At 66.4% G+C, this 20,503-nt stretch carries 20 protein-coding genes; 6 read left to right on the top strand and 14 right to left on the bottom strand.

Annotated features, from left to right (window positions below; translation table 11 throughout):
- The first annotated feature begins 1 nt into the window (after position 1).
- The 4 genes from ACTG4X_RS08755 (at position 2) to ACTG4X_RS08740 (ending at position 4,433) form a co-directional block, all read left to right on the top strand.
- Entirely contained in the window at positions 2–802 is an 801-nt protein-coding gene (locus ACTG4X_RS08755; protein WP_440533627.1) for an ABC transporter permease, read from the top strand.
- Positions 792–1,853, top strand: a complete 1,062-nt coding sequence (locus ACTG4X_RS08750; protein ID WP_440533626.1) for an ABC transporter ATP-binding protein — start codon at positions 792–794, stop codon at positions 1,851–1,853. The genes ACTG4X_RS08755 and ACTG4X_RS08750 overlap by 11 nt, the downstream gene beginning before the upstream one ends.
- Entirely contained in the window at positions 1,850–2,707 is an 858-nt protein-coding gene (locus tag ACTG4X_RS08745) for a phosphodiesterase (protein ID WP_440533625.1), read from the top strand. Before ACTG4X_RS08750 ends, ACTG4X_RS08745 begins: the two co-directional genes overlap by 4 nt.
- A 64-nt stretch (positions 2,708–2,771) precedes the next feature.
- Positions 2,772–4,433 carry a Na/Pi cotransporter family protein gene (locus ACTG4X_RS08740; protein WP_093172362.1) on the top strand — a complete coding sequence of 554 codons (1,662 nt, stop codon included), beginning with the start codon at positions 2,772–2,774 and terminating at the stop codon, positions 4,431–4,433.
- 4 nt (positions 4,434–4,437) lie between these two features.
- Here ACTG4X_RS08740 and ACTG4X_RS08735 read toward each other — a convergent pair whose 3' ends face one another.
- The 3 genes from ACTG4X_RS08735 to ACTG4X_RS08725 all read right to left on the bottom strand — a co-directional run bounded on the left by ACTG4X_RS08735 (position 4,438) and on the right by ACTG4X_RS08725 (position 7,111).
- On the bottom strand, positions 4,438–5,442 hold the full coding sequence (locus ACTG4X_RS08735; protein ID WP_440533624.1) for a bile acid:sodium symporter family protein: 1,005 nt from the start codon (positions 5,440–5,442) through the stop codon (positions 4,438–4,440).
- Positions 5,443–5,624: 182 nt separating this feature from the next.
- A complete protein-coding gene (locus ACTG4X_RS08730; protein WP_093048906.1) occupies positions 5,625–6,026 on the bottom strand; it encodes a response regulator in 402 nt (133 codons plus the stop codon).
- 101 nt (positions 6,027–6,127) lie between these two features.
- The gene (locus ACTG4X_RS08725) at positions 6,128–7,111 is read right to left on the bottom strand and encodes a quinone oxidoreductase family protein (RefSeq protein ID WP_093050337.1); all 984 of its coding nucleotides are present in this window, start codon (positions 7,109–7,111) and stop codon (positions 6,128–6,130) included.
- Between the two features lie 107 nt (positions 7,112–7,218).
- Here ACTG4X_RS08725 and ACTG4X_RS08720 point away from each other — a divergent pair, with 107 nt between their 5' ends.
- Positions 7,219–8,127 (top strand): DMT family transporter, encoded by a 909-nt coding sequence (locus ACTG4X_RS08720; RefSeq protein WP_307613713.1) that lies wholly within the window; start codon positions 7,219–7,221, stop codon positions 8,125–8,127.
- Positions 8,128–8,160: 33 nt separating this feature from the next.
- Here ACTG4X_RS08720 and ACTG4X_RS08715 read toward each other — a convergent pair whose 3' ends face one another.
- From ACTG4X_RS08715 to ACTG4X_RS08700, 4 genes are read right to left on the bottom strand one after another with little or no spacing between them, the layout of a single operon-like run.
- Entirely contained in the window at positions 8,161–8,952 is a 792-nt protein-coding gene (locus ACTG4X_RS08715) for an SDR family oxidoreductase (RefSeq protein ID WP_093048901.1), read from the bottom strand.
- Positions 8,953–8,991: 39 nt separating this feature from the next.
- Complete coding sequence (locus ACTG4X_RS08710) at positions 8,992–9,939, bottom strand: DMT family transporter (RefSeq protein WP_440533623.1); 948 nt, start codon at positions 9,937–9,939, stop codon at positions 8,992–8,994.
- A gap of 33 nt (positions 9,940–9,972) precedes the next feature.
- A complete protein-coding gene (locus ACTG4X_RS08705; RefSeq protein WP_440533622.1) occupies positions 9,973–11,586 on the bottom strand; it encodes a gamma-glutamyltransferase family protein in 1,614 nt (537 codons plus the stop codon).
- Positions 11,587–11,611: 25 nt separating this feature from the next.
- Positions 11,612–12,583, bottom strand: coding sequence for a Bug family tripartite tricarboxylate transporter substrate binding protein (locus ACTG4X_RS08700; protein ID WP_440533621.1), 972 nt, complete (start codon positions 12,581–12,583; stop codon positions 11,612–11,614).
- Between the two features lie 95 nt (positions 12,584–12,678).
- Here ACTG4X_RS08700 and ACTG4X_RS08695 point away from each other — a divergent pair, with 95 nt between their 5' ends.
- Positions 12,679–13,602 carry a LysR family transcriptional regulator gene (locus ACTG4X_RS08695; protein ID WP_097199906.1) on the top strand — a complete coding sequence of 308 codons (924 nt, stop codon included), beginning with the start codon at positions 12,679–12,681 and terminating at the stop codon, positions 13,600–13,602.
- Between the two features lie 64 nt (positions 13,603–13,666).
- Here ACTG4X_RS08695 and ACTG4X_RS08690 read toward each other — a convergent pair whose 3' ends face one another.
- The 7 genes from ACTG4X_RS08690 to ACTG4X_RS08660 form a co-directional block, all read right to left on the bottom strand.
- Positions 13,667–15,178 carry a tripartite tricarboxylate transporter permease gene (locus tag ACTG4X_RS08690; RefSeq protein ID WP_093048886.1) on the bottom strand — a complete coding sequence of 504 codons (1,512 nt, stop codon included), beginning with the start codon at positions 15,176–15,178 and terminating at the stop codon, positions 13,667–13,669.
- Positions 15,179–15,197: 19 nt separating this feature from the next.
- On the bottom strand, positions 15,198–15,686 hold the full coding sequence (locus tag ACTG4X_RS08685) for a tripartite tricarboxylate transporter TctB family protein (RefSeq protein ID WP_093048883.1): 489 nt from the start codon (positions 15,684–15,686) through the stop codon (positions 15,198–15,200).
- Between the two features lie 136 nt (positions 15,687–15,822).
- Positions 15,823–17,619, bottom strand: a complete 1,797-nt coding sequence (locus tag ACTG4X_RS08680) for a GspE/PulE family protein (protein ID WP_440533620.1) — start codon at positions 17,617–17,619, stop codon at positions 15,823–15,825.
- The gene (locus ACTG4X_RS08675) at positions 17,616–18,401 is read right to left on the bottom strand and encodes a spermidine synthase (protein ID WP_440533619.1); all 786 of its coding nucleotides are present in this window, start codon (positions 18,399–18,401) and stop codon (positions 17,616–17,618) included. The genes ACTG4X_RS08680 and ACTG4X_RS08675 overlap by 4 nt, the downstream gene beginning before the upstream one ends.
- Before the next feature lie 8 nt (positions 18,402–18,409).
- Complete coding sequence (locus ACTG4X_RS08670; protein WP_093048874.1) at positions 18,410–18,940, bottom strand: DNA-deoxyinosine glycosylase; 531 nt, start codon at positions 18,938–18,940, stop codon at positions 18,410–18,412.
- 101 nt (positions 18,941–19,041) lie between these two features.
- The gene (locus ACTG4X_RS08665; protein WP_440533618.1) at positions 19,042–19,449 is read right to left on the bottom strand and encodes a hypothetical protein; all 408 of its coding nucleotides are present in this window, start codon (positions 19,447–19,449) and stop codon (positions 19,042–19,044) included.
- Positions 19,450–19,578: 129 nt separating this feature from the next.
- Positions 19,579–20,439, bottom strand: a complete 861-nt coding sequence (locus ACTG4X_RS08660) for a TatD family hydrolase (RefSeq protein WP_440533617.1) — start codon at positions 20,437–20,439, stop codon at positions 19,579–19,581.
- Between the last annotated feature and the right edge of the window lie 64 nt (positions 20,440–20,503).

Genomic DNA, 20,503 nt, shown 5'->3' with positions numbered 1-20,503 from the left:
CATGCGCAAGAACACCCAAGCCAAAGCGCCCTTCCTGCTCGCCGTCACGGTGATCGTGAGCCTTTTCATGATTGCGCCGATGTTGCTGTCGGTGATGGCGGGGCTCGTCAACAACTACAGCGCCGGGCTCAAGAGCGGCCTTACGCTGCGCTGGCTCGGCGAGGTGTGGGAGAACTACGGCGGCACCGTCGGCTGGTCGCTCGCGCTGGCCGTGGCCTGCGTCGTCGGCACCGTGCTGCTGGGCGTGCCCTGCGCCTATGCGCTGGCGCGCAGCCGCTCGCGCGCCGCGCGCATCTTCGAAGAGCTGCTGACACTGCCGGTCGCAGTGCCGGGCCTTGCGACGGCGCTGGCTTTGATCCTCGCCTACGGCCAGCTCACCGCCTTCCGCCAGAGCTTCGCCTTCATCCTCGTCGGCCACATGATCTTCACGCTGCCCTTCATGGTGCGCACCGTGAGTTCGGCCTTCCAGCGCGACGACCTGCTTGCGCTGGAAGAGGCCGCACGCTCGCTGGGCGCCAACTTCCGCCAGCGCTTCATGGGCATCCTGGTGCCGGCCGTGTTCCCGGCCATCGTGGCCGGCAGCCTGATGGTGTTCACGCTGTCGGTGGGCGAATTCAACCTCACGTGGATGCTGCACACGCCGCTCACCCGCACGCTGCCCGTGGGCCTGGCCGACAGCTATGCCTCGATGCGCATCGAGATCGGATCGGCCTACACGCTGGTCTTCTTCGCCGTCATTCTTCCGGTGCTGTGGGGCCTGCAGTACCTTGCCAACCTGATGCAGAAACGCCATGGAACTTGAACGCATCCCCGTCGACATCACGAACTGCGCAAAGACCTACGCAGACGGCACGCGCGGCCTGCAGCCCACCGACCTGAAGGTCGAGGCTGGCGAGGTGCTCGCGCTGCTGGGCCCTTCGGGCTGCGGCAAGACCACGCTGCTGCGGCTGATCGCGGGGCTCGAAGCACCCGACGCGGGCAGCCGCATCGTGTTCGGCGGCCAAGACGTCACGCAGCGCCCGGTCGAGCACCGCGGCGTAGGCATGGTGTTCCAGAGCTACGCGCTCTTTCCGCAGATGACGGTGGCGGCCAACATCGGCTACGGCCTGCGCATTCGCGGCGTCTCGCCCGATGAGGAAAAGCGCAGCGTCGGCGAGCTGGTCGACCTGGTGCGCCTGGGCGGCCTGGAAAACAAGCGCCCCGCCGAACTCTCCGGCGGCCAGCGCCAGCGCGTGGCCCTGGCGCGCGCCGTGGCCGTGCGCCCGCGCGTGCTGCTGCTCGACGAGCCGCTGGCCGCGCTCGACGCCAAGCTCAAGGAATCGCTGCGCGACGAGCTGGCCGAGCTGCTGCGTCGCCTGCACATCACGGCCATCCACGTCACGCACGACCAGCAGGAGGCGCTCGCCATCGCCGACCGGCTCGCGGTAATGCGCGCCGGCCGCATCGTGCAGGTGGGCCGTGGCGAAGACCTGTACCGCGCGCCCGCTCACCCCTTCGTCGCCGAGTTCCTGGGCCGTGTCAACCGCCTGGAGCGCGAGGCCGATGCCATCGCGCAAGGTGTTGTCCGACTCGGTGGATCAACCGTGCCCTGCCCGGGCGCGTGGCAAGGCCATGCGATGCTGCTCGTGCGGCCTGAAGACATCGAGGTCGGCGCGCCGCAGCCAAACTGGGGCGCCGCCATCGTCGAGCGCCGCACCTTCCTCGGCGACCGCGTGCAATTGCACCTGCGCCTGCAAGACCAGCCCGTGCTGGTGGCCGATGTAGGGCGCGACAATCCTTTTGGGCCGGGCGACGCGGTGGGTCTTCGCATCTACCCCGACCGGCTGATGACGTCGCAGGAGACAAGCGCATGACGACAACTCAGAGCAAGAACACCGTCCTGGTCCAGCTGACCGACCTGCACATCCGCGAGCCGGGCCGGCTGGCCTACGGCCGCATCGACACCGCGCCGTACCTCGAACGCGCCGTGCAGTCGGTGCTCGCCTTGCGCCAGCAGCCCGACGCAGTGGTCGTCACCGGCGACCTGACCGATTTCGGCCGCGCCGGCGAGTACGAGCACCTCGCCCGCCTGCTGGCTCCGCTGACCATGCCGGTCTACCTGATGCCCGGCAACCACGACGACCGCGACCAACTGCGCCGCAGCTTCCCCGGCCATGCCTACATGGGCACCGGCGCCGATACAGACGGCTTCATCCAGTACTCGGTGCGCGTCGGCGACCTGCGCCTGCTCACGCTCGACACCTGCGTGCCCGGCGCCAGCCACGGCTCGCTGTGCGAGAAGCGACTGGCCTGGCTCGAGGCACAGCTCGACGCCTGCCGCGACGAGCCCGTCGTCGTCGCCATGCATCACCCGCCCTTCGAAACGCTGATCGGCCACATGGACGAGATCGGCCTGCTGCAAGGCGCCGATGCGCTCGAAGCCCTGCTTGCGCGCTACAGCAACGTCGAGCGCGTCATCTGCGGCCACCTGCACCGTGCCATCGACGTGCGTTTCGGCGGCACCATCGCCTCGACCTCGCCGGCGCAGGCCCATCAGGTCTGCCTCGATCTGGCTCCGGACGCGGACTCGGCCTGGACACTGGAGCCGCCTTCATTCCGGGTGCACGCGTGGTCAGCGCGCGGACGCCGGCTCGTCACCCATCTCGCGACATCAGGCAGCTTCGAAGGCCCCTATCCTTTCCACGACAACGGAGCGCTGATCGACTGAAGCGCTCACTTGTGGAAAATGGGGTCGAAACGAAGCAAAACGAAAAGGATAGAACCCGACCCCCATGAAGCATCTCCTGAATCTGCTGGCGGCCGTGGCCCTGCTGGTATGGGGCACGCACCTGGTCCGCACCGGCGTGCTGCGTGTGTTCGGCGCCAACCTGCGCAAGATCCTCGTGCAGAGCATGCGCAACCGCTTCACGGCCGCCCTCTCGGGCATCGGCGTGACAGCCCTGGTGCAGTCGAGCACGGCCACCTCGCTCATGACCTCGTCCTTCGTCGGGCAAGGCCTGGTTACGCTGCCGGCGGCTCTGGCGGTGATGCGGGGCGCCGACGTGGGCACTGCGCTGATCTCGGTGCTGTTCTCGGCAGACCTGTCGTGGCTTTCGCCAATGTTCATCTTCGTGGGCGTGGTGCTGTTCATCACGCGCTCGGCCACCGTGGCGGGGCGCGTCGGCCGGGTGCTGATCGGGCTCGGGCTGATGCTGCTGGCGCTGCAGCTGGTGGTGGAGGCGACCGAGCCGCTGTTCTCCTCGCCGGCCGTGCGCGCGCTGCTCGCATCGATCAGCAGCGACGTGCTGCTTGAAATCACCATCGGCTCGGTGCTGGCCATCGTGGCCTATTCGAGCCTCGCGGTGGTGCTGCTGGTCGCGGCCATGGCCACGTCGAACGTGGTGCCGCTGGACGTGGCGCTCGGCCTGGTGCTCGGCGCCAACCTGGGCAGCGGTCTGCTGGCGGTGCTGACCACGGCCAAGTCGGCGGTGGCGGTGCGGCAGGTGACTGTGGGCAACCTGCTCTTCAAGGCACTGGGCGTGGCCGTCGTCGCCCCCTTCATCGGCCTGTGGATCCGCTACGTGCAGCCGCAGCTGCCCAACCAGACGCACGGGGTCGTGCTGTTCCACCTGGCGTTCAACATCGTGATCAGCGTGGGGTTCATCGGCCTCACGCAGTGGGTCGCCAAGCTGGTAACGCGCATGCTGCCGGTGCCGCAGCAGCCGGCCGGCACATCACGGCCGCATCACCTCGATCCATCGGCGCTGTCGACGCCCTCACTCGCCATTTCGAATGCCGCGCGCGAGGCGCTGCACCAGGCCGACATCGTGGAGACCATGCTGATCGGCACGCTCGACGTGATCCGCCACAACGACCTGCGGCTCGCGCAGGAACTGAGGCAGCTCGACGACACGGTGGACGAGCTGTACTCGGCCATCAAGTACTACATGACCCGCATTTCGCGCGAGGCGCTGGGCGAAGAGGAAAGCCGGCGCTGGACCGACATCATCAGCTTCACGATCAACATGGAGCAGATCGGCGACATCATCGAGCGCGTGATCATCGACGTGGAAGACAAGAAGATCAAACCGCAGCGCAACTTCTCGGAAGCGGGCATGGCGGAAATCGTCGAGCTGCATGGGCGGCTGGTGGCCAACCTGCGGCTGAGCATGAGCGTGTTCCTGAACGGCAACGTGCGCGATGCGCAGAAGCTGCTCGAAGAGAAGGTGCGCTTCCGGAACCTGGAGCGGGCCTACGCCACGACCCACCTGGACCGGCTGTCGGACCGCACCACGCTGAGCATCGAGACGAGCTCGCTGCACATCGACCTGATCAGCGACCTGAAGCGAATCAACTCGCACATCTGCTCGATTGCGTATCCGATCCTGGAGTCGGCCGGAGCCTTGGCGCCCAGCCGGCTGAGAGAGTCTCGACTGGGAAAGATCGAGGGCTGACCGACTAGTCGGCCTGCTCGGCCGTCTTCAGCACGGAAGCCTCGCGCCCCCGCCGCGCATAGCGTTGCGCCAGCACAGCGCACACCATCAGCTGCATCTGATGGAACAGCATCAGCGGCAGCACGATCGCGCCCACCGCGTGCGAAGCGAACAGCACCTTCGCCATCGGTATGCCGCTGGCCAGGCTCTTCTTGGAGCCACAAAACACGATCGTGATCTCGTCCTCGGTATCGAAGCCCAGCTTGCGCGCCAGCAGGGTCGTGAGGCTCAGCGCCAGCCCCAGCACCACCGCGCACACCACCAGCAACCCGACCAGCGCATGTGCGGGTACCTGCTTCCACAGGCCTTCGATCACGGCCGCGCTGAATGCCGTGTAGACAACCAGCAGGATCGAGCCCTGGTCCACGAACTTCAGCACCGCGGCGCGGCGCTGTATCCACTTGCCGATCAACGGCCGCAGCAGATGCCCCGCCACGAACGGCACCATCAACTGCAGCAGGATGCGTCCGATCGAGTCCAGCGACGAGCTCGCATGGCCGCCGTTCGGCAGCACCACCAGATTGACCAGCACCGGCGTGATGAACACGCCCAGCAGCGTGGAGGCCGATGCACTGCAGATGGCGGCGGGCATGTTGCCTTTAGCCATCGCCGTGAAGGCGATAGCCGACTGCACCGTGGCGGGCAGCACGCACAGATAGAGCACGCCGGTGTAGAGCTCTGGTGTCACCAGCGGCAGGAGCAGTGGCTTGAGCGCCAGCCCGAGCATGGGAAACAGCACGAAGGTGCTGCCGAACACCAGCAGGTGCAGCCGCCAGTGCGTGAGCCCGTTCAAGATCGCCTCGCGCGACAGCTTGGCGCCATGCAGGAAGAACAGCAGCCCGATGGCGGCGGTCGTGAGCAGCTCGAAGAAATGCGCCACCTTGCCGCTTGCAGGCAGCAGGCTGGCAAAGGTCACGACCGAGAGAAGCGCGAAGGTGAAGTTGTCGGGAAGAAAGCGGGGGCGGGACATGTTGCAACTTGGGGCGCTGCGCGCGTTGCAGGCGCGCAAGCCGACTCAGCAGGGGAATGTGTGATTTCCGCGCATGAATCTCGTCGCCAATTTGCGGAGCCCGGCGCGTGCTCCTCGCGCCTTTGGGGTGCATTTTCGGCGAAGTCCGGCTCGGTTGCCGGTCGGCGAAAAATGCCCCTGCCTCAGTGTGCGGCGGGCGAACTGAACTGCGCCTGACGATGGCGCAGGCAGTAGTCGATCAGGTCGTCGATTTCGGTGGCCTTGTCGAACACGGCATCGGCACCGAGGTGCACGCATTTGCGCCGCATGTCGGGCGTGGCGTAGTTGCTGAGCACCACCATCTTCTGCGACGGGCCGCGGTGGCGACACGCTTCGAGCACGCGAAAACCGGTGCCGTCCTTCAGGAACAGGTCGACGATGGCCAGGTCCCACTGCGACAGGTTGTCTGAAAGCCAACGCGAGCCCTCCTCCTCCGACTCGGCCTCGCCGACCGGATCGACTCGCGCCACCTCGCGCAGCGTGCCCACAAGGCTCTTGCGGATGGTCGGGTTGTCTTCGACGATGAAAGTGCGAACTGTGGTCATGGGCTGGCTCGTCTCTACGCTGTGTTCACAGGCTACAAAGTGCACCCGGCACAAGTCGAAGGCATGACACCCCACCGCCGGTAGGACAAGACTGTCGACGCTCAGAGCGTCAGGATCGTGCAGCCCGTGGTCTTGCGCGCCTCCAGGTCGCGGTGCGCCTGCTGCACGTCGGCCAGTGCATAGCGCTGGTCGATCGGGATCTTCACCGCGCCGCTTCGCACCACCGCGAACAGGTCGTCGGCCATCGCCTGCGTGCTTTCGCGCGTGGCCATGTGCGTGAACAGTGTTGGCCGCGTCACATAGAGCGAGCCCTTGGACGCCAGCAAGCCGAGGTTGACCGGCGGCACCGGGCCAGAGCCGTTGCCGAAGATGGCCAGCAGGCCGAACGGGCGCAGGCAGTCGATCGAGCCTTCGAAAGTGTCCTTGCCCACCGAGTCGTACACCACCTTCACGCCCTTGCCGCCGGTGATCTCTTTCACGCGGGCCGCGAAGTTCTCGGTGCTGTAGTTGATGGCGTGCGCCGCGCCGTGCGCCAGCGCGAGCTTGCACTTGGCATCGCTGCCGGCCGTGCCGATCAGCTGCAGGCCCAGCGCCTTGGCCCACTGGCAGGCGATCAGGCCCACCCCGCCGGCCGCTGCATGGAACAGGATGAAGTCGCCGGCCTGCAGGCCTTCGGCCGGCAGCGTCTTCTTCAGCAGGTACTGGGTGGTCAGGCCCTTGAGCATCATGGCCGCGCCGGTCTCGAAAGAGATGTCGTCGGGCAGCTTGCACACGCACTTGGCCGGCATCACGCGCAGTTCGCAGTAGGCGCCCGGCGGCGGGCTGGCATAGGCGGCGCGGTCGCCGGGCTTCAGGTGCGTCACGCCCTCGCCCACCGCCTCGACGATGCCCGAGGCCTCCATGCCCAACTGCAGCGGCATCGCGAACGGGTAGAGCCCGCTGCGCTGATAGGTGTCGATGAAATTCAGGCCCACGGCCTTGTGGCGGATGCGGATCTCGCCGGGGCCGGGCTCGCCGACTTCCACGTCGACGATCTTCAGTTCTTCGGGGCCGCCATGGCGGTCGATACGGACGGCTTTGCTCATCATCGTTGCAGTCTCCACACACAGGAAAAGAAGAGGGATGGGCATCCTGCCACGTCTGGGTTTCCCGTGGCGGCGCGGGGCATCATTGCCCGGTAGAGTCGGCGGCCATGCAGACACAGCCGCAGCGCCTCGCTCCCCTTACCGTTCTCCTGCTCGTCGTTCCGCCGCTGCTCTGGGCCAGCAATGCCGTGGTCGGCCGGCTGGTGCGCGACATGGTGTCGCCGCTCACGCTGAACTTCGTGCGCTGGGTCATCGCGTTCGCACTGCTGCTGCCGCTGGCCGCGCCGGTGCTGCGCCGCAACAGCCCGCTGTGGGAGCACTGGAAACGCTACGCGGTACTCGGGCTACTGGGCATCGGCCTGTACAACGCGTTCCAGTACCTGGCGCTGCAGACCTCCACGCCCATCAACGTGACGCTGGTCGGCTCCAGCCTGCCGCTGTGGATGCTCGCGACCGGGGCGCTGTTCTTCGGCGCACGCATCAGTGCCCGCGAAATCGGTGGCGCGCTGCTGTCGATGGTGGGCGTGCTGCTGGTGCTCAGCCGCGGCGAATGGCAGCAACTGCTCGGGCTGCGGCTGGTGCCGGGCGACCTCTACATGATTTTGGGCACCATCGCCTGGGCCTTCTACAGCTGGCTGCTTGCGCGCACGCACGAGCCCAAGGCCGTGCGGCAGGACTGGGCCGCGTTCCTGATGTCGCAATTGGTGTTCGGTGTCGCATGGTCGGGCGCGCTGGCCGCCGGTGAATGGACGCTGACACCCGCCCACATCGACCTCGGCTGGCCGCTCATCGCCGCGATGCTGTTCATCGGCATCGGGCCCGCGGTGGTGGCGTATCGCTGCTGGGGCACCGGCGTGCAGCGCGCGGGCCCGCAGGCGGCAAGCATCTTCATGAACCTCACGCCGCTGTTCGCGGCGGTGCTGTCGGCGGCCTTTTTGCGGGAGCCGCCGCATTGGTACCACGGCGCGGCGTTTCTGCTTATCGTGGGCGGGATAGTGGTGGCGTCCCGGCGCTGAAAACACCGGGCCTCGCGCAGCCTGGGGGCGAGCTCAGTACGTGCCCGGGTAGGCCCCGCCGTCGGCGAGCACGTTCTGGCCGGTCATGTAGCCGGCCTGCATGCTGCACAGGAAGGCACAGATGGCGCCGAACTCGGCCGGCGTGCCGAAGCGCTTCGCGGGAATGTTCTTCTTGCGGGCTTCCCACACGGTATCGAAGTCCTGGCCCGACTTCTGCGCCGCGCCGGCCATCGTGCCCTTGAGGCGGTCGGTGTCGAAGGAGCCCGGCAGCAGGTTGTTGATGGTCACGCCCTGCGCTGCGATGGGCGTGCGCGCCACGCCGGCCACGAAGCCGGTGAGGCCGCTGCGCGCGCCATTCGACAGGCCCAGGATGTCGATGGGCGACTTCACCGAGCTCGACGTGATGTTCACGATGCGGCCGAAGCCGCGCTTGGCCATGCCGTCGACCGTGGCCTTGATCAGCTCGATGGGCGTGAGCATGTTGGCATCGACCGCCTTGATCCACGCCTCGCGGTCCCAGTTGCGGAAGTCGCCGGGCGGCGGGCCGCCCGCGTTGGTGACGACGATGTCGAAGTCATGGCCCAGCGCGAACACTGCGGCGCGGCCGGCTTCGGTCGTGATGTCGGCGGCCACATGCTTGACGAACGGGCCCGATGCGCCCGCGGCCTCCGTCAGCTTCTTCGCAGCCGCTTCCAGTGCCTCGGCGCCGCGCGCCACGATCACCACGTTCACGCCTTCGCGCACCAGCGCCTCGGCGCAGCCGTAGCCCAGCCCCTTGCTCGCGCCGCACACCAGCGCGGTCTTGCCCGCAATACCCAGATCCATGTTGTTGCTCCAGTGAGTAAGTCAGTACGGCAAGGGGCTTCAGCGCCCCTTGCGTGTGAAAACGAAAATGCCCGCGATGACGAGCACGGTGCCGGCCGCGATCCACGGCGTGAACGGCTCGCCCAGTATGACCACCCCCATGAGGATGGTCGACAGCGGCCCGATCATGCCGGTTTGCGCGGCCACGGCCGGGCCGATGCGTTCGATGGCCATCATCACCATCAGCACGGGCACTGCCGTGCAAAGCGTTGCGTTGAGCACCGACAGCCAGATCACCTCGGGCGCCACCTGCATCGCCACGCTCATCGGCCGCGTCAGCACGAACTGCAGGATGCACAGCACGCAGGCCACGGTGGTGGCCAGTCCCACGAGCCGCAGCGACCCCAAGCGCTTGACGAACTCGCCGCTGTAGACGAGGTAGCCCGCATAGCTCACCGCGCTCAGGAACACCAGGAACGCGCCCCACGCCGCCGCCCCGCCGCCCTTGCCGCCGCCCCCGGTCCACAACTCGTGGCCGAACACCAGCAGCACGCCGGCATAGCTCACGACCATGCCCAGCACCTGCTGGCGCGTGGCGCGCCGCCGGTACATCAGCCAGCCGAACAGCAGCACCAGCGTGGGGTTGAGATACAGGATCAGCCGCTCGAAGCTGGCCGAGATGTACGCGAGCCCCGCAAAGTCGAGAAAGCTCGCAAGGTAGTAGCCCGAGAAGCCGAGCCCGATCACGCCGATCCAGTCGCGGCCGGTGAGCGCGGGCTTGCCGCGCCCCGCCCACCATGCCATCACGGCAAAGAGCGGCAGCGCGAACAGCATGCGCAGCATGATGAGCGTGATGGCGTCCACGCCGTAGCGGTACGCCAGCTTGACGATAATGGCCTTGCCGCTGAACGCGATGGCGCCCAGCGTGGCGAGTATCAGACCGGACGCATAGCCTTTTCTTGCGCCGTCGTGAGAGGGGATGCCGAGCGATGCGGCTGTCTTGTTCATCCCCCGATCATCGCGGGAACCTCGAGACCTTGCTCAATACCCTGCAGCCAGGCCGTCGCGGCGCGGATCGCTGGCAGCCACGTAGCCTTCGACCGAAGGCTCGCCCGCGCGCCAGATGAACTGGCCGGCGCCGAAGTCCTGGTACGAGTCGTTGATCACTTCCAGGTGGTGGCCCAGGTCGCGCAGGCCCTGCACCGTGGCCGGGTTCATCGCAGCCTCGACGTTGATCTCGAGCCCCGCGTTGAAGCGCCAGCGCGGCGCGTCGCAGGCGGCCTGCGGGTTCTGCTTGTAGTCGAGCATGCGCACCAGCGTCTGCATGTGGCCCTGCGGCTGCATGTTGCCGCCCATCACGCCGAAGCTCATCACCGGCTGGCCGTCCTTGGTGAGGAAGGCCGGAATGATGGTGTGGAACGGGCGCTTGCCCGGCGCCACCACGTTCGGGCTCTCGGCCTTCAGGCTGAAGCCGTGACCACGGTTCTGCAGGCTGATGCCGAATTCGGGCTCCACGCAGCCCGAGCCGAAGCCCATGTAGTTGCTCTGGATGAAGCTCACCATCATGCCGCTCTCGTCGGCAGCCGTGAGGTAGATGGTGCCGCCCTTCACGGGGTTGCCGGCCTTGAAGTCTTGCGCCTTCTTCGCATCGATGAGGCGGGCGCGCGAGGCGAGGTACGCATCGTCGAGCATCTGCTCGGTCGTGACTTCCATCGTCTTGCGTTCCGACACGTAGCGGTACACGTCGGCAAAGGCCAGCTTCATCGCTTCGATCTGCAGATGCTGCGATTGCACCGAGTCGACCGGCAGCGAGGCGATGTCGAACTTTTCGAGAATGCCGAGCGCGATCAGCGCGGCAATGCCCTGGCCGTTAGGCGGAATCTCGTGCAGCGTGTGGCCGCGGTAGTCGCGCGAGATCGGCTTGACCCACTCGGGCTGGTAGGCCGCGAGGTCGGCCACCGTGAGCGCACCGCCCTGCTCGGCCGAGAACTTCGCCAGCGCCTCGGCGATCTCGCCGTTGTAGTAGGCCTCGCCCTTGGTGCGTGCAATGGCCTTGAGCGCACGCGCGGCGGCCGTGAAGCGGAACAGCTCGCCCACCTCGGGCGCGCGGCCCCACGGCAGGAAGGTCTGCGCAAAGCCCGGTTGCGAGCCCAGCAGCGGCGTGGCCGCAGCCCACTTGCCCTGCACCACCGGCGGCACAAGATACCCGCGCTCGGCGATGTCGATGGCCGGCGCCAGCAGGTCGGCGAACGGCAGCTTGCCGAAGCGCTCGCTCATGGCCACCCAGCCGCGCACAGCGCCCGGCACCGTGACCGAGTCGATGCCGCGCATGGGCGGATTGGCCGCGTCGGCACCGTACTTGGCCTTGAAGTACTCGGGCGTCCAGGCCTTGGGCGCCGGGCCCGAGGCATTGAGGCCGTGCAGTTCCTTGCCGTCCCACAGGATGCAGAAGGCATCGCTGCCCAGGCCGTTGCTCACCGGCTCGACCAGTGTCATCACGGCGGCAGTGGCAATGGCCGCATCGACCGCGTTGCCGCCCTGCTGCAAGATGCGCAGGCCGGCCTGCGAGGCCAAGGGGTGCGAGGTCGACACCACATTGCGCGCGAAGATCGGGATGCGGGTCGAGAGGTAGGGGTTGTTGAAATCGAAGTTCATTTAGGCGTGCTCTTCTTTCTCTGCGTCATTCGTTGGTGATCTTGCGGTCGACGACGATCTTCTTCCACTTGGCAGCGTCGGCGGCGACCATCTTCGCGAACTGGTCGGGCGTGCCCGGAGTCGCGGTTTCGATGCCCAGGCGCGCGAGTTTCTCTTTCACTTCAGGATCGGCCAGCGCTTCGTTGGCCGCCTTGTTGATCTTCGCGACGATGTCGGCCGGCAGGCCCTTCGGGCCGTAGAAGCCGAACCAGGTGTTCGACTCGTAGCCCGGCAATGTGTCGGCAATGGGCGGCAGTTCGGGCGCCAGCGGGCTGCGCTTGAGCGAGGTGACGCCCAGTGCGCGCAGGCGGCCGTCACGGACGTGCGGCATGCCGGTGGGCAGTGAGTCGAACAGCACGTCGATCTTGCCGCTGATCAGGTCGGGAATGGCCAGCGCCGTGCCCTTGTAGGGAATGTGCGTGACGAACACGCCGGCCTGCGCCTTGAACAGCTCGGCCGTGAGCTGCACGATGGTGCCGTTGCCGCTCGATGCATAGTTGAGCTTGCCGGGGTTCTTCTTCGCGTAGTCGATCCACTCGCGCACCGTTTTCGCGGGCGAATTGACCGGCACCAGCATGATGCTGGCCGCGTCGCCCACGTGCGCGATGGGCGTGAAGTCGCGCACCGTGTCGTAGGGCAGCTTGCTGACGGCCGGGCCGATCGAATGCGTGCTGGTGGTGGCCAGCAGGATCGTGTAGCCATCGGCCGGGGCCTTGGCAGCCTGGTCGGAGCCGATGGCGCCGCCGGCGCCGGGCTTGTTGTCGACCACCAGTGTGGTGCCGAGCTTCTCGCCCATCTTCTGCCCCAGCGTGCGGGCGAAGAGATCGGTGGCGCCGGCCGCCGGGAACGGCACGATCAGGCGGATCGGCTTGTTCGGGTAGCCCTGGGCCAGGCTGGCGGACGAGGCGGCCACGCCGAGCGCAACGGCGAGCACCTGGAGGAACTGGAGGCGTTTCATGTACGGAATTCTTGCCTGTGAACGAAAAAAGGATGCTATGCAGCGGCAGCGCATCAAGCCAGATAATTCTGCTTATTCAACTATCAAAGCTGTTTATGGCAAGGAACACCGCTGAAGAGATCTCGCTGCAGCAGTTGCGAGCGCTGACGGCGGTGGCCGAAACGGGCAGCTTCACACTGGCGGCCGAGGCATTGCAGCTCACGCAGCCGGCCATCAGCCATCTGGTCAAGCGCCTGGAAGAAGAGCTGGCGCAGCCACTGGTGGTGCGCGGCCGCCGCATCCGCATGACCAATGCGGGCCAGATGATGGTCGACACGGCCGTGCGTGCGCTGCGGCTGATCGATGAATCCGTCGATGCCTGCCGCTCGCAGTCGCAGCTGCGCGAAGGCCGCATCGTGCTGGCGGTGGGCCATCTGACTGCAGGCGCCCTGTTGCCGCCGTTGCTCGGCCGTTTTTCGCAGAAGCACCCGACGCTCGCGACCACGCTGCTCGACAGCACCGCGGATCAGATGATCTCGCGCATCCTCTCGCAGGAGGCCGACCTGGGCTTCGGCTCCGACATCGGCCAGAAGCACTCGGAGCTGGCGACGGAGCCGCTGTTCTCCGACCGCATGGCCCTCTTCGTGCGGGACGACCATCCGCTGGCGCAGCACGCCGTGGTCGAGGCCCGGCACCTGGAGGCGCTGCCCTTCATCCACGTCAACCCCGACGCCAATGTGTGGCGTGCCGTGAGCCGCCAACTGTCGAGCATGGCCAACGTGTACCCGCGCGTGGTGCATCACGTGTCGATGCTGTCGACAGCCTTCGGTCTCATCCAGGCGGGTGCAGGGGTAGCGCTGCTGCCGCGCTATGTGGAAGTGCTGATGCCGGCCAACCTGCGGGCGTTGGGCGTGGTGCGGCCCACGCTGGAGTACCCGGTGGTCGCCATCCGGCTGGCCAAGCACCCGCTCAACCCGGCTGCCATGGCTTTTCTGGCGATGGCTCGGCAGCATATGAAGCCGCCCCGAACGCGCACCTAAAGAGTCGTCGCATCAACGAAAAACGGCGCCCGAAGGCGCCGTCTTGAAGGGGAGCAGAACGCCGTCAGTCTTCGACGAAGGCCTCTTCGCGCTTCGACTTCACAGCCGGCAGCAGCACGATGATCAGCAGCAGCGCAGCAGCAGCCAGCAGGCTCGCCGAGATCGGACGCGTCACGAACACGCTCCAGTCGCCGCGCGACAGCAGCAGCGAACGGCGCAGGTTCTCTTCCATCATCGGCCCGAGGATGAAGCCCAGCAGCAATGGTGCAGGCTCGCAACCCAGCTTGAAGAAGGTGTAGCCCACCAGACCGAAGATGCCCACCATCCAGATGTCGAAGGTGTTGTTGTTGGTCGAGTACACGCCGATCGCGCAGAACAGCACGATCGCGGGGAACAGGTACTTGTACGGCACCGACAGCAGCTTGATCCACATGCCGATCAGCGGCAGGTTCAGGATGATCAGCATCGCATTGCCGATCCACATCGAGGCGATCAGGCCCCAGAACAGCTCGGGGTTGCTGGTCATGACCTGCGGGCCCGGCTGGATGTTGTGGATCGTCATTGCGCCCACCATCAGCGCCATCACCGCGTTGGGCGGAATGCCCAGCGTCAGCAGCGGGATGAAGGAAGTTTGCGCACCGGCGTTGTTGGCCGACTCGGGAGCCGCCACGCCGCGGATGTTGCCCTTGCCGAAGGGCACTTCGCCCGGCTTCAGCTTGGTCTTCTTCTCGATCGTGTAGGCCGCGAAAGCCGCCAGCAGCGCACCGCCGCCAGGCAAGATGCCAAGAGCCGCGCCCAGTGCCGTGCCGCGAAGCACCGCGGGAACCATGCGCTTGAAGTCTTCCTTGGTCGGGAACAGGCCCGAGACCTTGGCAGTGAACACTTCACGCTCGTCATCGGGGCGCGAGAGGTTGGCAATGATTTCGCCATAACCGAACACGCCCATGGCGATGGCCACGAAGCCGATGCCGTCGGTGAGCTCCGGAATGTCGAAGCTGTAGCGAGCGACACCCGAGTTCACGTCGGTACCGACCAGACCCATCAGCAGGCCCAGCACGATCATCGCGATGGCCTTGAGCAGCGAGCCCGAAGCCAGCACCACGGCGCCGATCAGGCCCAGGATCATCAGCGAGAAGTATTCGGCAGGGCCGAACTTGAAGGCCAGCTCGGTCAGCGGCGGTGCGAAGGCGGCCAAGATCAGCGTGCCGACGCAACCAGCGAAGAACGAGCCCAGGCCGGCGGCAGCGAGTGCCGGACCCGCACGGCCCTTGCGCGCCATCTGGTAGCCGTCGATCACGGTCACCACCGACGATGATTCGCCCGGCAGGTTGACCAGAATCGCGGTGGTGGAGCCGCCGTACTGCGCGCCGTAGTAGATGCCGGCCAGCATGATCAGCGCCGACACGGGCGGCAGCGCGTACGTGGCGGGCAGCAGCATCGCGATGGTCGCGACCGGGCCGATGCCCGGGAGCACGCCGATCAGCGTGCCCAGAATGCAGCCGACGAGGCAGTACAGCAGGTTGGTGAAGGTAAAGGCAACGCCAAAACCCATCGAGAGGTGTTCAACCAATTCCATGATGTGAGCAGCTTTCTTCTCAGCCGGTGATGAAGGTCGGCCAGACCTGGATCTGGAGCTTCAGCGCCCAGATGAACGCGACATAGCTGCCCACGGCCAGCACAGTGGCCAGGACGAGCACGCTGGGCAGCTTGAACTCATGGCCCGCAAGGCTGGAGATGATCACCAGCGCGTAGATGGCGATGATCATGCCCATGGCCGGCACGCCGATGCTCGGCAGGCCGCCGAGCAGGATGCCGAATGCGAGGTTGGCGCCCAGGATGAACACCACCTGCTTCCAGGCCCACTTGCCGATCTTTTCGCCGTCGGTGGTTTCAACGGTGAGCCCGCTGAACATGATCCCGAGGCCGATGAGGGCCATCAGGATGCCGAGCATCAACGGGAAATAACCCGGACCCATGCGGGCCCCGGTGCCCACGGTGTAGGTGGTGGCGCCCCATGCGAACGCCACACCCACCACCGTGAACATCAGACCCGAGAAAAAGTCTTTCTGACTCTTGATCTTCACGAACAGTCTCCTCGAACAAATTTCGATGCGGGATTGTCGAGTCAGCTTCCGGTCAGACTGATGTGGATTCCACTAACCAAAGGCCTAGGGATAACCCGAAAGGTCTCAGCGGCCTTCCGGATGTCGAACTGCCGGATTATTCCAGCGGCGGCGTGGCGCTCAGCACCTCTTCGATGGTCGTCACGCCTTCGGCCACGCGCAGCGCGCCGGCCAGCCGCAGCGGCCGCATGCCGTCGATCACGGCCTGCCTGCGCAGCCCGCCCAGGTTGGGCTCCTTCGTGACCTGCGCCTTGAACGCCTCGCTGATGCTCAGCAGTTCGTACAGCCCCATGCGGCCCATGTACCCGGTCATGCGGCAATCGACGCAACCCACCGGCTTGTAGGCGCGCACCGAGCCCGTGATCTGCCACGGCTTGACGATGGTCTCCAGCTTCTCGCGGGTGACGGTGTCGTCGGGCTGCTTGCAGTTGGGGCACAGCGTGCGCACCAGCCGCTGTGCGAGCACGCCCAGCATCACCGCATTGATGAGGTACGAAGGCACGCCCAGTTCCATCATCCGCGTGATGGCGCTCGGCGCGTCGTTGGTGTGCAGCGTGCTGAACACCAGGTGGCCGGTGAGCGCGGCCTGCACCGCCATCTCGGCGGTGGCGAGGTCGCGGATTTCGCCGACCATGATGATGTCCGGGTCCTGCCGCATCAGCGCGCGCAGGCCTTCGGTAAACCCGAAGTCCAGCTGCGGCTGCACCTGCGTCTGGTTGAACGAGGGCTCGATCATTTCGATCGGGTCTTCCACCGTGCTCACGTTGACCTCTTCGGTCGCGACGCGCTTGAGCGTGGAATACAGCGTGGTGGTCTTGCCCGAGCCCGTGGGCCCAGTCACGAGAATGATGCCGTTGGGCCGCGTGACCAGCTGTTCCCAACGCTGCGCGTCGTGCTGCGCAAAGCCCAGCGCGTCGAGATCTTTCACCGCCGTGTCGGGGTCGAAGATCCGCATCACCATCTTCTCGCCGAAGGCGGTCGGCAGGGTCGACAAGCGCATTTCGACTTCGTCGCCGCGCATGTTGCGGGTCTTGATGCGGCCGTCGAGCGGGCGGCGCTTTTCCACCACGTCCATGCGGCCCAGCAGCTTGATGCGCGCGACCATCGCGTTCATCACGCCCATCGGCATCTGGTAGGCCGGATGCAGGATGCCGTCGATGCGAAAGCGGATCACGCCCTGCTCGCGGCGCGGCTCCAGGTGGATGTCGCTCGCGCGCTGGTCGAAGGCGTATTGCCACAGCCAGTCGACCACCTGCACCACGCTCTGGTCGTTGGCGTCGAGCTGCTTGTTGCTCTTGCCGAGCTCCACCAGCTGCTCGAAGCTCGCGCCGCCGGTGTTGCCGCCGGCCTTCTGCGCGGCGCGCACCGACTTCGCGAGCGCGAAGAACTCGGCCGTGTAGCGCTGGATGTCGGCCGGGTTGGCGACCACGCGACGCACCGAGCGGCGCGCCTGGCGCTCGACCTCGGCGATCCAGTCGGTGAGGAAGGGCTCGGCCGTGGCCACCACCACCTCGTTGGGCAGCACCTGCACCGGCAGCACCTTGTGGCGCTCGGCATAGGCGGCGCTCATGGTGTCGGCCACCTTGCCCACGTCGACCTTGAGCGGGTCGATGCGCAGGTACGTGAGCCCGGCGCGGCCCGCGAGCCATTGCGTAAGCATTTCAAGGTCCAGCGGCTTGTTGTCGCTCTCTCGCGTCATGGCCACGTTGGCCAGCCGCACCAGCGGTGCCTGCCGGCTTTCGGCCTGCGCGCAACGCGCGATGGTGCGCTTGGCTTCGACCGGGGAAATCACGCCATCGGCGGCGAGCCATTCAATAAGGCGCCGCAGGTCGAGCGGGCCTTCGTGGCGGGCGGTCAGGGGGGCGGGAGCAGAAACAGCGGGAACAGCGCTCATGAGCCGGCAGGTCGAGTGATTGAAATATTCAGGGGCTTGAAGACTCGCAACCATTTCGGCGCGGGCAAGCCCCAGCGAGTCTGGATCGTTTGGGCGCGCTCGGCAAGCGCCTCGCGCTTCGGACGGCTCGGCGTGCGCTGCGCGAGCACCACCGTGTTGCCTTCGCGCGTCGGCTTGAAGGCCCAGACGGCGTCGGCGCCGAATGCACCGGCGATCTTTTCGAGGCTGCGCTCGTAGCTCGACGAGCGGCCGAAGAGGTTGACCGTCATGCAGCCCTCTTCGGTGAGCAGCGCGCGGCAGTCGGCATAGAAGTCTTCGCTGTCGAGCACGGGCGCGGCGGCCTCGTGGTCGTACAGGTCGACCTGCAAGGCATCGACAGTGCCGTGCCATTCGGGCTTGCGGATCTCGGCGGCCGCGTCGGCGATCACCACGCGCAGCTTCGGGTCGTCGGGCGGCAGCTTGAACCAGCCGCGGCAGGCCGACACCACCTGCGGATTGAGCTCGATCGCGGTGGTGCGCATGCGCAGGATCTTGCGGCTGAACTTGGTGAGCGTGGCCGCACCCAGGCCGAGCTGCATCGCATGGCAGGTGGCGACGGTCTTGCCGTCGGCAAACAGCAGCCAGGCCATCATGCGCTGCACATATTCGAGTTCGATCTCGAAAGGCGCGTCGAGCTTCATCGAACCCTGGACCCATTCGGTGCCCAGGTGCAGGTAGCGGATGTCGCCCCAGTCGGAGAAATTGACTTCGGGGAGAGAAATAGAAGTTTTGCTCGATGCCATCGATGCCGTCAGACGACTAGTTTGTGGGTGGCCAGCACCTCGCGCCACGCCGCAAGCTTGCGCTCGAAGCTCCACGACGCATTGGCAGGACTGGTGGAAGGCAGCTGGTAGACCGGCACGCCCAGGGTGCGCGTATGGCGCGCGTGCTTGAAGCTCTCGCCGCCGTTGTGGGCGATGGCGGCGAGCTTCGGCAAGTGCAGCCCGGCGATGTCGTTCGCCACGGGCGCGCGGATGGCCGAGTCGAGGCTGCCCTCGCGCTCGCAAGACGCGTACACGTCCCACACGCCCAGGCCGCGGTCGAGCAGCCAGCGGCAGCGCTGCGCGTAGCTGTCTACGCCCGACGGCAAAGGGACTTCGGGCCAGACAGCTTGCAAGATCTTCCAGAACTGGTTTTGGGGGTGTGCATAGTACTGCTGCCGCTCGAGCGACTTGACCCCGGGGAAGCTGCCGAGGATGAGCACGGCCGTTGCAGGCGAGACGATGGGCGCCAACCCCGTGAGCATGGAACTGGCGGCATCGGATGCGGCGGGTGGATTCATGGGCGGCAATCGTGCCACCGTCCCGCACGCACTTGCGCGGCCCATGAAAAAACCCGCCGAAGCGGGTTCTTTCGCGAAAGCCGAAGCCGGCTTGTCAGCTCTTACTTCTTGGCGGCTTCGTTCTCGGCCGTGCCGGGGATCTTCTCGCCGATGGCCTTGCCGGTGCTGCGCATGCCGTCGGCCGTCTTGTGGCCGGCGTTCTCGACGACTTCGCCGGTCTTGGTGGCTGCATGCTTGGTGGCGGTGGTGGCCTTCTTGGTGGTGCGCTTGGTGGCGCTCCAGGCCTTCTTGGTGCCCTTTTCGGTGGCGGCGACGGCCTTCTTGGTGGTGCGCTTGGTGGCGTCAACGGCGTCCTTGCCGGCTTCCTTCACCTTTTCAGCGGTGGAGGGCTCGGCCGGGGCCGGGGCGGTTGCAGCAGGCGCGGTGGTCTGGGCCACGGCCGACACGCCGATGGAGGCGAGCGCCAGCGCAAGGACGACGGGCACGGTGCGAATGAAAGACGTGGTCATGTAAAGCTCCTTGTTGGATGAAGTTTTGAGTGACTGACTTGCCACTGAACCAGCAACGAACTGGTGAAGTTCAAGGATGACAGCAAATCCACGCCATCTGCACGCATCCGGGCAGGTCGGGGCATTGGCCTACGCGGGTTGCGGCGGGCGTTCCGACATGGCCATGAGGTTTTCGAGACGCGGAAGCGTTTCGAGCGCGTTCCGGGTGGTAGCCGCGGCCAGTTCGTCGATGCCCATGCCCCGCAGGCCGGCCACCACTTCGGCGATGCGCGGCAGCTCGGCCGGCTCGTTGCGGCCCTGCGGTTCGCCGGCGTCGCGCTGGGCCTGCGTGCGGTACAGCCAGTGCGGCTGGATGTCGGGCGCATCGGTCTCCATCACGATCGATTCGATTGGCAGCGCGGTTGCCAGTCGCCGCAGCTGCAGGGCCCGCTCGAAGGTCACCGCGCCGCCAAAGCCGAGCTTCAACCCAAGATCGATGCACGCATGGGCCTGCTGCTCGCTGCCGTTGAAGGCATGGGCAATGCCCTGCCACGGCCTGCCGCCCGCCGTCTGGCGAAGATGCTTGAGCACCTTGTCGACCGAGCGCCGCACGTGGATGAGCACGGGTAACCCATGCTTGCGTGCCAGTTGCAACTGAGTGTGAAAAAAGCGCTCCTGCTTCGGGCCGTCGAGCCCCTCGACGAAGTAGTCGAGCCCGATCTCGCCGACCGCCACGAGCCGCGGGTCGCCGCGCCGTGCGGTCAGTTCGGCATCGAGGGTTTCAAGGTCTTCGTCCTTCGCCTCGCCGGTGCACAACGGGTGGATTCCCAGCGCGTAGGCATCGCCCTGCGCGTGGGCCAGTTCGCGCACGGCGGCGAAATTGAAGACGGCCACCGCCGGGATCACGCACATCGCCACCCCCAGCCCGGCGGCGCGGGCGCGAAGGGCCGGCATCTCCGCACCGAATTCGGGCGCATCCAGATGGCAGTGGGTATCGACGAAGGTAGCCATCGCACGATGATGCCTGATGGGATGCGCAGGCGCGGAAAGCGTGCTACTGTGAACTCCTTCACGC

This window comes from Variovorax sp. YR566 (assembly GCF_051992195.1).
Classification (GTDB): Bacteria; Pseudomonadota; Gammaproteobacteria; order Burkholderiales; family Burkholderiaceae_C; genus Variovorax.
This window is presented reverse-complemented; position numbering and strand designations above follow the sequence as displayed.